This window comes from Rhodopseudomonas julia, from assembly GCF_030813515.1.
Taxonomy (GTDB): Bacteria; Pseudomonadota; Alphaproteobacteria; order Rhizobiales; family Afifellaceae; genus Afifella; species Afifella julia.
Map to the genome: position 1 here is coordinate 645,471 of NZ_JAUSUK010000001.1, position 12,481 is coordinate 657,951.

Annotated in this window: 12 protein-coding genes; 6 read left to right on the forward strand and 6 right to left on the reverse strand. The window is 64.0% G+C overall.

Going from position 1 to position 12,481, the window contains the following annotated elements; translation table 11 throughout:
- Positions 1-102: 102 nt before the first annotated feature.
- The 4 genes from J2R99_RS03030 to J2R99_RS03045 form a co-directional block, all read right to left on the reverse strand.
- A complete protein-coding gene (locus J2R99_RS03030; protein ID WP_307153012.1) occupies positions 103-291 on the reverse strand; it encodes a hypothetical protein in 189 nt (62 codons plus the stop codon).
- A gap of 4 nt (positions 292-295) precedes the next feature.
- Positions 296-1,138: a S49 family peptidase gene (locus tag J2R99_RS03035; RefSeq protein ID WP_307153013.1), complete on the reverse strand. Its 843-nt coding sequence runs from the start codon at positions 1,136-1,138 to the stop codon at positions 296-298.
- 91 nt (positions 1,139-1,229) lie between these two features.
- The gene (locus tag J2R99_RS03040) at positions 1,230-2,003 is read right to left on the reverse strand and encodes a tRNA1(Val) (adenine(37)-N6)-methyltransferase (protein ID WP_307154123.1); all 774 of its coding nucleotides are present in this window, start codon (positions 2,001-2,003) and stop codon (positions 1,230-1,232) included.
- Positions 2,003-2,245, reverse strand: coding sequence for a putative signal transducing protein (locus J2R99_RS03045; RefSeq protein ID WP_307153014.1), 243 nt, complete (start codon positions 2,243-2,245; stop codon positions 2,003-2,005). The genes J2R99_RS03040 and J2R99_RS03045 overlap by 1 nt, the downstream gene beginning before the upstream one ends.
- A 157-nt stretch (positions 2,246-2,402) precedes the next feature.
- Between J2R99_RS03045 and J2R99_RS03050 the strand changes: the two genes are divergently transcribed.
- From J2R99_RS03050 to glyS, 6 genes are all read left to right on the forward strand, one after another.
- A complete protein-coding gene (locus J2R99_RS03050; RefSeq protein WP_307153015.1) occupies positions 2,403-3,419 on the forward strand; it encodes a polyprenyl synthetase family protein in 1,017 nt (338 codons plus the stop codon).
- A gap of 124 nt (positions 3,420-3,543) precedes the next feature.
- Positions 3,544-5,364, forward strand: coding sequence for a tetratricopeptide repeat protein (locus tag J2R99_RS03055; protein ID WP_307153016.1), 1,821 nt, complete (start codon positions 3,544-3,546; stop codon positions 5,362-5,364).
- 160 nt (positions 5,365-5,524) lie between these two features.
- The gene (locus tag J2R99_RS03060; RefSeq protein WP_307153017.1) at positions 5,525-6,397 is read left to right on the forward strand and encodes a 4-(cytidine 5'-diphospho)-2-C-methyl-D-erythritol kinase; all 873 of its coding nucleotides are present in this window, start codon (positions 5,525-5,527) and stop codon (positions 6,395-6,397) included.
- A gap of 117 nt (positions 6,398-6,514) precedes the next feature.
- Complete coding sequence (locus J2R99_RS03065) at positions 6,515-7,453, forward strand: glycine--tRNA ligase subunit alpha (protein ID WP_092809197.1); 939 nt, start codon at positions 6,515-6,517, stop codon at positions 7,451-7,453.
- Position 7,454: 1 nt separating this feature from the next.
- Positions 7,455-7,934 (forward strand): hypothetical protein, encoded by a 480-nt coding sequence (locus J2R99_RS03070; RefSeq protein ID WP_307153018.1) that lies wholly within the window; start codon positions 7,455-7,457, stop codon positions 7,932-7,934.
- 9 nt (positions 7,935-7,943) lie between these two features.
- Positions 7,944-10,061, forward strand: coding sequence for a glycine--tRNA ligase subunit beta (glyS, locus tag J2R99_RS03075; protein ID WP_307153019.1), 2,118 nt, complete (start codon positions 7,944-7,946; stop codon positions 10,059-10,061).
- Positions 10,062-10,203: 142 nt separating this feature from the next.
- On the opposite strand, the gene J2R99_RS03080 is transcribed toward glyS, so the two are convergent.
- Complete coding sequence (locus J2R99_RS03080; protein ID WP_307153020.1) at positions 10,204-10,668, reverse strand: contact-dependent growth inhibition system immunity protein; 465 nt, start codon at positions 10,666-10,668, stop codon at positions 10,204-10,206.
- An 85-nt stretch (positions 10,669-10,753) separates the two neighbouring features.
- The gene (locus J2R99_RS03085) at positions 10,754-12,364 is read right to left on the reverse strand and encodes an endonuclease toxin domain-containing protein (protein ID WP_307153021.1); all 1,611 of its coding nucleotides are present in this window, start codon (positions 12,362-12,364) and stop codon (positions 10,754-10,756) included.
- Between the last annotated feature and the right edge of the window lie 117 nt (positions 12,365-12,481).

The following is a 12,481-nucleotide window of genomic DNA, read 5'->3' on the forward strand; positions in this document are numbered from 1 at the left end:
CTCTTCGTCCGGCCGCGTCATGTAGAATTCCAGAAACTGGTCAGCCGTCCAGAGGCCCGAGCCGATCTGTCCGGCGGCCTTTGCCGGCGCGTTTATGGCCGTTCACCGCCCCTCGGGCGGTCGATAATGGCCCGTTTCCGGGTCGCGCACGAGAAGCTCGCCGCGGTCGTCGGTGCGCACCTTCTCGGCGGCGCGCACTTCACGATCGACGCGCGCCATCTCCCGTTTCAGAACCTTGAAAGCATAATAGCCACCAGCGGCGATCAATCCGAGAGCGATGAACTGGGGCATCGTTCTAACCTCCGAAACGCTGCCTGAGACTACGCTCTTCGAGCGTATCGAGGAAGCCCTCGCCGGCCGCTGCGGCCAGGCCGGCGCCGACGCGCCCCGGGCGCATGCCGAAGAAACTCTTCTCCGCACCGATGAGCTTCAGCCGCACCTTGTCTCCGTATTTTTCACGCAGCACATGGCGCATATCGCCGAGACGGTCTGCCAAGCCCAGCGAGACGGCCGTCTTGCCGGACCAGAAGAGCCCCGAAAAAATCTCGGGATCGTCGGCGAGCACGCTGCCGCGGCGCTTCTTGACGAGATCGATGAAAAGCTCGTGCACCTCTTCCTGGATGACTTTGAGACGGCGCACGTCTTCCGGCTTTTCCCGCTGGAACGGGTCGAGGATCACCTTCGATTCCCCCGACGTGTAGACGCGGCGCTCGATTCCGAGCTTGTGGATCGCATCGACGAAGCCGAAACCCGCAGAGACCACACCGATCGAGCCGACGATAGAGGCCGGGTCGACGATGATCTCGTCACCGGCGCAGGCGATCATATAGCCGCCGGAGGCACAGACATCCTCCACGAAGATGAACACCCGCTTTTGCTTTTCCTCGGCGAGCGCGCGGATGCGCTTGTAGATCATATGCGATTGAACCGGAGAACCGCCCGGCGAATCGATGATGATCGCCACGGCCTCTGCCTTCTTGTTGTCGAAGGCCTTCTTCAAGGGTCCCGCCACCGAGGCGAGTGTCAGCCCGGGCCGGAAGCGGCTGACACGACCGATCGTGCCCGACATTCTGATGACCGGAACCACGGGCTCAGCCTTGAACACGCCCGGCAGGAGACTGTGCAACCAATTCGCCATCTGTCTTCCAAACTCTCAAATTCATCAAAGATCGTCCCGGCAAGATGGTCATGCCGAGAGAATTTGCCAGATGCCGTGACGCTTCAGCGCCTCACAGCAGACCGAAATCCGCTTCGCCGCGAAGAATTGCATCGGCTCCAGAGGTCCAGGCCCCATCGCCCTCGTGCAAGACAAGGCCGGCACGCAGCTGCATCGGCGTGCGGCCGCCAAGACGCGCGGAAACGACAACGCGGCCCGCATCGTCTCCGGCATGCGCATAAAACGGCAGGATTTTGATGCTGCCGAAGCGGCGATCTTCAAGCTCCCGCAAAATCACGGCAAGGCGATCGGCCCTGTGGATGATCGCAATGCCACCCTTTCGCGAGAGGAGCGCGGCAGCCGCGGCAATCCAGCGCGGCAACGGATCCTCCTCAGCCTGATGGGCCGACCGTCGGCGTGCATCCGGCGAGGCGCTCACGTCGCCTGCGGCATAAAATGGCGGGTTCATGAGGACGAGCTCCGCCTGCTCTCCCACGCCGAGATGCTCGGACAATGCCGCATCGGTCACATCGGCTTCGCGGAACGCGACGCGATCGGCAAAGGACCGGTTCTCCGGAAGAGACAGCGCCCCCCGCGCCTGATGGAGCGCTTCCTCATCAAGATCGACACCGAGGACGCGCAGCCCCGGCGCACGCACGGCGACCGACAAAGCGACGGCGCCCGTGCCGCATCCGAACTCGACGCAAAAGCCCTTGCGCCCGGGGGATACCGCGGCTTGCAGCAGGGCGGCGTCCAGGCCGGGGCGATGGCCGCTCACAGGTCTCAGGAGCGCGACACGGCCGCCGAGGAAGCCGTGACTCTGCACCCTCACCTCCTCTGCAACCATCACTCGGAGGCTTTCCTTGAGCCGAGAGAAAACTCCTCGGCGAGGCCTGCGTCGTGCAGGATGCCCTCCGCTTCGGCGTGCCGCGCGGCTTCCACGAGAACGCGTCGCGGCAATATGCCGAGCGAGCCTTCCATGATGCTCATATTGGCGTCGACGACGGAGTAACGTATGTCGGCATCACGCAAAAGCGCCTCCACAAAAGAGATCAGCGCGAGGTCGTTGGTGCGGATAAGCTCTTCCATCCAGTCACGCTCCGGTCATATAGGGGCGGGTCATTAGGGGGCATGCGTAAAAGGGGGCAGTTGCCTGGATTCCGTCAGCCTTGTAGGGCGCGTGCAATCTGTCCCTTTGCGCGGCGGCTTATCCGTTCTACCCTTTGAAACAGCAAGGAGTTGTCAATTGGGCGTTATCCTCTCGCTCGGAGAGCGGAAAGCAGGCGCAGCTTCGCTTGAACCGCTTGTGGAATGCACGCAAGACGGCATGGATGCGGTCAATCGGCTGATCCTAGAGCGGACCGGATCGCAAGTCACGCTGATACCGGAGGTGGCGCGCTATCTGGTCGATTCGGGCGGCAAGCGCATGCGGCCGATGCTGACCGTCGCCTGCGCGCGGGCGCTCGGCTATGAGGGAGACGGCCATGTCCGCCTCGCCGCCGCCGTCGAATTCATGCACACGGCGACGCTGTTCCACGACGACGTCGTCGACGAAAGCAACACCCGCCGCGGCAAGCGCACGGCGCGTCTTCTGTGGGGCAACAAGGAAACCGTTCTCGTCGGAGATTTCTTGCTCGGCCAGGCCTTCAAGATGATGGTCGATGTCGGCTCGCTCGATGCGTTGCGCGTGCTCTCGGAGGCATCCGCCACGATCGCCGAAGGCGAAGTGATGCAGCTCGGCACGGCCAAGAACACGGAAACGACGGAAGACGAATATCTTGAGGTAATCCGCGGCAAGACGGCGGCCCTCTTCCAGGCCGCGGCTGAAGTCGGCCCGATCGTCGCCGGTGCCGACCGCGCCACCCGCGCCGCCTTCCGTTCGTTCGGCGCCAATCTCGGCATCGCCTTCCAGCTCATCGACGACGCGCTCGATTACGGCGGCGCGACACCGGCGCTCGGCAAGAATGTCGGCGACGATTTCCGCGAGGGCAAACTCACTCTCCCGGTCGTGCTCGCCTATCGCCGTGGCACGCCGGAGGACCGCGAATTCTGGCGCCGCACGCTCGTGGAAGGCCAGACCGACGACGAGGCTCTGGCAGGTGCCATGTCGCGTCTCGCCGAGACCTCGGCGCTCGCCGACACGGTCGATCGCGCCAAACATTACGGTGCCATGGCACGCGACGCTCTCGCCCCGGCTCCGGAGAGCCCGGAAAAGGCAGCTCTCCTGGAAGCTGTTGAATTTTGCGTGGCGCGCGTTCATTGAGTCTCAGACAGGGAATTCTGCGAGTGCGGGGGCAAGGCAGGGTACCGGCAAGGCTGCCGGTACCTATTTAATGGGGCCGGCAATAGCCAAACGTTTGACCGTGGACCCCAACTGGAGATCCCGCATGAAATCTTTCCGGACCGTGCCAGCTTTGCGGCCTTTCGTTGCGGCCTGTCTGCTGGCCGCGGCCTTCGCGACCCCAGCCATGGCAGCGGCCAAGAGCGACGACGATACGCTCGAGCTCACGAGCCTTGCCGGGATATTTCTCGCCGCGCGGGTGGCCGACGAAACCAAGGACGTCACGCGCGGCGCGGAGTTCTACCAGCAGGCCTATGAAGCGGACCCGAGCAATGCGGCTTGGCTGGAGCGCGCCGTCGTCCTGACGACGGCCGAGGGGGATCTGAAGGCGGCTCTGCCCATGGCGAAGATCCTCGTCAAGAAAGCGCCCGACAGTCAGATCGCGAGCTTCATCGTCACGGCGGATCTTCTCAAGCAGAAAAAGTTCGCAGCCTCGATCAAGACGCTTCAGGGCAACGATCAGGGCGCGCTCGCTGCACTGACGGCGACACTCCTGAAAGCCTGGGCATTGACGGGCCAAGGCAAAACGGATGAGGCGATCGCCCTCGTCGACGGCTTGGAAGGCGAAAGCTGGTACGAGCCGTTCAAGCTCATCCATGCCGGCCTGATGGCCGACGTCGCCGGCAACACCGAAGATTCCCTTGCTCGTTTTGCGAAGGCCTACGAGCAGGACGGCAATTCCGTTCGCGTCGTGGAAGCCTATGCACGCGAACTGGCGCGCGCCGGCGACAAGGACAAAGCCAAAGAGATCCTGCAAGAGTATCTCGACCGCGCCCCGCGCAACCCGCTCGCCATCGACACGATGGCCGACATCGAATCCGGCAAGCCCGTCACGCAGGCGGTGAACACGCCCGTCGAGGGCGCGGCTGAAGCTTTCTCTGGCCTTGGGACCGCTCTCGGCCAGGAGGGCGGCTTTGAACTTGCCGCCGTCTATCTGCGTCTCGCTCTCTATATCGACCCCGACAGCGGCGGCGGCCTCGCAGCCCTGTCTCTCGGCGATATCCTGGATAGCAACGGTCTCGGCGACCAGGCGATCCAGGTGCTGGAGCAGATCCCGGCGCAATCGCCTTTCCGCCCGGTCGGCATTCTGCGAGCCGCCGTCGTTCTCGCGCAGCAGGATCGCATCGACGAAGCAAAGAAGGCGTTTGAGGAAGCGATCCGCAAAAATCCCGACGACCTCGCCGCCTACATCGCCTATGGCAATATGCAGCGCGCCAAGGAAAAGTACGAGGAAGCCGCCGATATCTACAGCCGTGCGATCGAGCATCTGGACGCTCCGGCACGCGGCAACTGGACCCTGTTTTATTTCCGGGGTGTCGCCTACGAGCGGGCGAAGCAATGGCCAAAAGCGGAAGCGGATTTCAAGAAAGCTCTCGAGCTGTTTCCGGACCAGCCGCTCGTTCTCAATTATCTCGGCTATTCCTGGGTCGATCAGGGCGTGCATCTCGACGAAGCGCTGGACATGATCCAAAAGGCCGTCGATCTTCGGCCCAATGACGGTTTCATCGTCGACAGTCTCGGCTGGGCCTATTACCGACTCGGGCGCTACGAAGACGCCGTTGAAGAACTCGAACGCGCGGTTTCCCTGGAGACGGCGGACCCAGTTCTCAACGACCATCTGGGCGACGCCTATTGGAAGGTCGGCCGCAAGCTCGAAGCGCAGTTTCAGTGGCGCCATGCGCGCGATCTCGGCGCGAAACTCCCCGAGCTCGAGGTGATCAACCGCAAGATCGCGGCCGAGCGCCTGGTGGAAAGTGCCCCGCGCATCACGCCGACGCCCGAGGCAGAACAGGATTCCAGCCGGACAAAAGCGGCCGAGCCGATCTCCTTCAGCGGTCCTGCCGATCAGGCTTCAGGGGCGCGCTGAGAGCTTCGTTTGGATCGGAGGCCTCTCTTGGCGGCGATGGCCGAAAGGCCGAAACCCCGAATCCGCCGACGCTGCCCGCACGGCCGATGAACGATCGCGCTCTTCTGCCTCATGACCGACGCTGGAGCGCCCACCGGCACGCTGCTACATCTGACAAGCTTTGAACGAAAACCTCCTCCCCGCCCTCGTGCGCACGGCACCTGCCAAGATCAATCTCGCTCTCCATGTGACCGGACGGCGGGACGACGGCTATCACCTCCTCGACACGCTCGCCGTCTTTGCCGATCTCGGCGACGAGTTGAGCTTCGCACCCGCCGAGGAGTTCGCACTCAATGTGAGCGGCAGGTTTGCGGAAATCGTCCCGAATGGAGCGGACAACCTCATCCTGCGTGCCGCCGAAGCGCTGAAGCAGGCCTCAGGCGTCAAGACGGGCGCGCAGATTGCCGTAACCAAAGAGATCCCCGCTGGCGCCGGGCTCGGGGGCGGTTCTTCCGATGCCTCGACCACGCTCCTCGCTCTCGCCGAGCTTTGGGGGGTCGGGATGTCGATGGATGAGCTCGTCGCGCTCGGAGCAAAGCTTGGCGCGGACGTGCCGATGGGTCTTTTCGGCAGAGCTCTGCGAGCACGGGGCATCGGTGAAGAAATTGCGCTTCTGCCCTCGCTGCCCGCTCTGCCGCTGGTGCTCGTCTGGCCTGCACGGGTGGTTTCGACTGGCAAAGTGTTCCACACGCTCGGCCGCCCGCCTGGGCGAGCACTCCCCGACGTACCGGACAAGATGCGCGATGCGCGCACGGTCGCGGATTTCTTGAAGACCACGACAAACGACCTCGAAGCACCGGCCATTGCGCTCGAGCCGGCGATCGGCGAGGTCCTCGACGCTTTGGCAAAGACGCCCTGTCACCTTGCCCGCATGTCGGGCTCAGGCTCGGCCTGTTTTGCGGTTTACGAGACGCTCGATGCGGCCGGCACCGCCGCAGAGACGCTTGCCAGCAGACATCCGCAATGGTGGGTGCGCGCAACTCTCGCGCGCTGAGGGCCGCATTCGCCTTCTCCGAAACGGTGTGCTCGAGTGCACCCAGGCGTTTGGTTAGCTTGACCCCTCGCCCTCCCCGTGGCAGGCAACGGCCACTATTTCCAAGAGCTACCGGTGATGAACGAAGCGGTTCCCGCGCATATGAGCCCGACGCGCTCTTTTCAGGGCTTGATCCTGACGTTGCAGCGTTACTGGGCCGACAAGGGCTGTGTCATTCTGCAGCCATACGACATGGAGGTGGGGGCTGGCACCTTCCACCCGGCCACGACCCTGCGATCGCTCGGCCCGCGGCCGTGGAAGGCTGCCTATGTGCAGCCGTCACGGCGTCCGACCGATGGACGCTATGGCAAAAACCCGAACCGGCTGCAGCATTATTACCAGTACCAGGTGATCCTGAAGCCGTCGCCGCCCGATCTGCAGGCGCTTTACCTCGGCTCGCTCGAGGCGATCGGCATCGACGCTTCCGTGCACGACATCCGTTTCGTGGAAGACGACTGGGAGAGCCCGACGCTCGGCGCCTGGGGGCTCGGCTGGGAATGCTGGTGCGACGGCATGGAAGTCTCGCAATTCACCTATTTTCAGCAGGTGTGCGGCGTCGATTGCGCCCCCGTCTCCGGCGAACTCACCTACGGGCTTGAGCGTCTCGCCATGTATGTGCAGGGCGTCGACAACGTCTACGACCTCAATTTCAACGGCCGCGAAGGCGCGGAGCGCGTCTCCTATGGCGACGTCTTTCTGCAGGCGGAGCAGGAATATTCGCGGCACAATTTCGAGCATGCCGATACCGGCAAGCTTTTGCGCCATTTCCAGGATGCTGAGGGCGAATGCGAAGCGCTTCTTGCCGCCGGACGGGACGAAGCGGCACGCAACGGCGGTCCGCACCGCATGGTGCTTCCCGCCTATGACCAGTGCATCAAGGCAAGCCACGTCTTCAATCTTCTCGATGCGCGCGGCGTGATCTCGCCGACGGAGCGGCAGAACTACATCTTGAGGGTCCGCTCTCTCGCCATCGCTTGCGGCGAGGCCTGGTTGATGACCGAGGCCGGAGGCGCCTGAGATGGCTGAAACCGAGACCGAACCGCGCAAGACAGAGGTGGCCGCTCCAACGCGGGTGCCGATGATTTTCTCCTCCGACAGCTGGACGGCGACCTTTCGCTTCAACCGCTCCGGCCGCATGGAGAGCGAGGCGGCTTACGCGCTGGGCGAGATCGCCTACCGCATCGGCGACGAACCGCTCGTTAAGCGGCCGGCGCGTCTCGCCATCGTCAAGCGCGACGCAAACCAGCGGCTGGAACTGCGGCTGCGCGACAAGATGAGCCGTCTCGTCGTCCCGCTCGACGATTTCGCCATGCAGCGCATGCTGGAACGGATGAAGGAATATGTCAGCGGCTACAACATGATCATGCGTGTTGTCTTCCAGGCGACCGACACGGATCTGCCGCAATATCTGGAAGCCGTCGATTTCAGTTTCTCCTCGCGGCCGCACGACGCCGCTGAGCCCGCCCCGGCGACCCCGGCGGCGGGCGATGACCATTGATCCGATCCCATGCCCGACCTTCTCATCGAACTCTTTTCTGAAGAAATTCCCGCGCGCATGCAGGCACGCGCCGCCGAGGATCTGAAACGCCTCGTGACCGACGGTCTCGTCGAGGCCGGCCTCACCTATGAGGGCGCCAAGGGTTTCGCCACGCCGCGCCGCCTGGCGCTCACCGTTCACGGTGTGACGGCGCGTTCCGCCGACGTGAAGGAAGAGCGCAAAGGTCCGCGCGTCGGCGCACCGGAAAAGGCGCTTCAAGGCTTCCTGCGCTCTGCCGGTCTCGCCTCGATCGACGACGCAAAGATCGAGAGTGACCCGAAGAAGGGCGATTTCTATGTCGCCGTCATCGAAAAGCCCGGCCGGGCCGCCGAAGAGATCGTGGCGGAGCTCCTGCCGCAGGTGATCCGCAACTTCCCCTGGCCGAAATCGATGCGCTGGGGCGCGGCCTCCGCCCCGAAAGATTCCCGCTTTGCGGACGCCGACGCGCTCGGCACCGGCTCGCTGCGCTGGGTGAGGCCCTTGCGCTCGATCCTGTGCATGTTCGGCCCGGAGACGGAAGACCCCGAAATCGTCTCCTTCAAGGTCGGCGATATCGAAGCCGGCAACGTCACCTATGGCCACCGCTTCATGGCGCCGGATGCAATCCGCGTACGTCGCTTCGACGATTACGTGCCGAAGCTTGAGGCCGCCAAAGTCGTCCTCGACCCGGAACGGCGCCGCAACATCATCGCCACGGAAGCCAAGAACCTCGCCTTCGCGCAAGGCTTCGAGGTGGTGGAAGATGCCGGGCTCATCGACGAGACGGCAGGTCTTGTGGAATGGCCCGTCGTTTTGATGGGGCGCTTCGACGAGGCCTTTCTGGAGATCCCCGAAGAGGTCATCCGCCTCACCATCCGCCAGAACCAGAAGTGTTTCGTGCTGCGCGGAGCGGACGGCGCGCTCACCAACCGCTTCCTGCTCGTGTCCAACATCGAGGCGCGCGACGGCGGCAAGGAGATCATTGCCGGCAACGAGCGCGTCATCGCTGCCCGCCTGTCGGATGCCCGTTTCTTCTACGAGCAGGATCTCGCCACGCCGCTCGGCGAATGGGGGGCAAAACTCGAGGCCGTCACCTTCCACGACAAGCTCGGCACGCAGGCGGAGCGCGTCGCCCGGATCGCAACGCTCGCCGGCGCGCTCGCCCCGGTGGTCAACGCCAAGGCCGGGGAAGCCGAACGCGCTGCAAAGCTCGCCAAAGCGGATCTGCCGACCGGCATGGTCGGCGAATTCCCGGAGCTTCAAGGCGTCATGGGCCGCTATTACGCCAAGGCGCAGGGCGAGGCTGCCAATGTCGCCGATGCGATCCGCGACCATTACAAGCCGCAGGGCCCAGGCGATGCCGTTCCCACAGAACCTGTCGCCATGGCGGTGGCACTCGCCGACAAGCTCGACACGCTGACCGGCTTCTGGGCGATCGACGAAAAGCCGACCGGCTCGAAGGACCCGTTCGCGCTCCGTCGTGCCGCCCTCGGCGTCATCCGCATCGTGCTTGAAAACGGGGTCAGGCTGCCGCTTCTGCCGCTCTTCTCCAAGCGCCTGGACGAGACGACATCTGCCGATCTCCTCGCCTTCTTCGCCGACCGCCTCAAAGTGCATCTGCGCGATCAGGGTGCTCGCCACGATCTGATCGATGCCGTCTTCGCGCTGCCCGGGCAGGACGATCTTCTCATGATCGTGCGTCGCGTGGAGGCGCTTGCCGGGCTTCTCGCCTCCGACGACGGCCAGAACCTCCTCACCTCCTACCGCCGCGCCGCCAACATTCTGCGTGCGGAGGAGAAGAAGGACGGCAAGAGCTACACGGGCGAGCCCGACCACGCCCTCATTCACGAGAAGGGCGAAGCGGCCGAGCGCGAGCTTCTCGCCGTCATCGAGAGCGTCGAGGTGCATGTCGAAAAGCACCTGAAGCTTGAGGATTTTTCAGGCGCGATGGGTTCGCTCGCCGAGCTCCGCCCGGCCGTCGACGCCTTCTTCGACCATGTGACGGTCAATGCGGATGATGCGCAGCTGCGCGAAAACCGGCTGACGCTCCTCAACCGCATCCGCGAGGCGATGCACGGCGTCGCCGATTTTTCCAAGATCGGCGGCTGAGGGCGCCAGGCAGAACGAAAGACATGGCGGCGGCCGCAGCGCCGCCGCGCGCGGCTCGGTACATCACCAGAAGCGCCCTCGCCCGCCGCAGGAAAGCTTCAACACCACTGCGAGCGGCCGCTCAGGCCGCCCCCCGGCCCCCTCACGCATTGCGGCTCACCTCCAGCGCCGCATTGATCGCGGCGCCGAGTTCCTCGTCGGAGACACTTTCGGGGAGGATGGTCGGCTTGATGCCGGGGATGCCTTCCCAATGGCCGTGTCCACGATATCGTTCAGCGTCGATCGTGATCTCGCCGTCTCGCAGCCGCAAGCTAACCGACCCGGCGCCCGCATAAAGGGCACGAAGGCTCCGGACTCCGGCGCGTTTTTTGTCGCGCTCTTCTTCTTCTCTGAGCTCATCGTCTGTGGGGATGCGGATTACACTGTCCCAGTCGGGGTGCTCTGGCGCAACGAAACGACTTGCACGCAGGGCAGACCGCGCTTCGTAACCAAGATCGCTATCGGGCATTCGTGCCGTATGAATCTGGTCGTAGCCGGCCGGGTCAGGGTAGGCTGCGCCATAGACCGCATGGGAGTAGATTCTCGTGAAAGCCCGGTATGCTTCCACGGTTGCCTGCTTACGAGGCTTCGGTGGCGGAGGCTCAGGCTCCCTATCGCGGGAGAAGCGGGCTCGAAGCTGCGCGACGGCTCGTTCATGGCTCATTGATAAAAGTCACCCTGAGTTGCACGCCATGTTGCTCAGCATATCTCACAGCGCGCCTGATCTGAACAATTTGCTGTCTTGACGTATTCATCGGCACAGCCAGCTCGATCCTTTTTACTTCGATTTCTGAAGATTTCACACTTAGTCCCTTCTTTCGATCGCCATCGAATGATTCCAGACGATCGACATAACGCTGCAGTGCGCGGTATATCTTCTCAGGATCTTCGACGTAGCCAGCTGCCCGCGTATAAAGCGTTTTTGCGCTTGTCGCTGTCCGCTTCACTGGATCGTAAAAATCGATCGTCTTGAAGTTTTGCGGCAAACGCTGGCCGAACTGGCCGGTCGCTTCCAGCGCGTCCTCCCAGGGAATTCCCTGCTCCTTGATGCCGCGGCCCCAGACGATGCCCGGATTGTCGACGATGTTGTGACCGACATGGCCAAGGAGGCGGCGAAGGCGAGCGGCTTCCCGCGTGATTGCCTCAGCCAACACCTTCGCATCGCCAGCCAGATTGCGCAGGCCCACGAGCTTGCCGGCACGCAGCGCGAGGAACGGCGGCGGCACGTTGAGAAGGACGAGCGTGTCGACATAGGCGCGCTCGCGATAGGCCGCCTCGACCTCCTCGCGGGTGGCGAGACCCTGGCGGTAGGCGTCCTCGAGAAGACCCGGGCGTTTCTGCAGGGCAAGCAGATAGGCGCCGAGCGCCTTTGCGAGCTCCGGAGCGTCACGAAAGAAGGTCTCTGCCCTGGCACGGGCGGCGTCGCGCACGCCTTCGAGCTCGGCACGCTCAGCATCGGAAAGCTCGCCCCGTGCCTCACGGCGTAGCAGAAAGACCAGCCGGCGCGCCGCCGGCACCTCTTCGACGGCTTCGCCGACCGAGCGAACGCTGTCGAGGACGGCATCGCGGACGGCTTCGACGACTCCGGCGACCGCAGCGGCGGCAAGGCTGAGGCGGTAGCGCAGGCCGGTGTCGGGCGGCGCGGCATCATCGGCAATCGGCTCGATGACCGGTTCGGCCCAGCAGCGGCAATTGTAGGCCACGCCCGGATGACCCTCCTCCGGCGGCTCCTCCCAGAAGAAGACCTTGTCGTCGTTCTCGGCATGTGCGGGCCGGACGCGGGCATCGTCGCGCGAGCGCCAGACATAGCGATCGATGCCCAGGCCATGCTGCTGCACCTCGTTGAGGCGGCCGGCAAAGCGGCGAAACAACGTGTCTTCGACGCGCGCAAGAACGGCCTGACGCCGCTCTGGCGCGCTGCCCAGCCGGCGCTCGGCGGCCTTCTGACGGCGATCCCATTCGGCGAGCGTCTCGTCCTTGAGCCAGCTGACATCCGGCAGGTCGATGCGGCCTTGCGTGCGACGGGCGCCGGGCCGCGTCTCGGCGTCGGCACGCGCGAAGGCGGCCCGCAGCATGGCGGCGTTGCGGTGAATCTCGGCATTGAGGCGCGCCGCAAAGCGCTGCCGTGCGGCAGCCGGTTCGGCAAAGCTCTTGGTGAAATTCTCCCGACGGACGGAGTGCGCAGTCTTGAGCGCCTGGAGCTGCAGCCGGGCTGCGTAGTGGTTCGCCTTGAATTCAGGCAGCGCCCGCTCAACCTGAAGCATAATCCCTCACCGCACTTCATCGACGGCGCGAAGTGTGCGGGAGGTTTGAGAGGCGGGGATAAGAATGGCGGCCTTGGAAATGGCCGCGTCTCAATGGGCAGGAAACGGCGGTTTCTC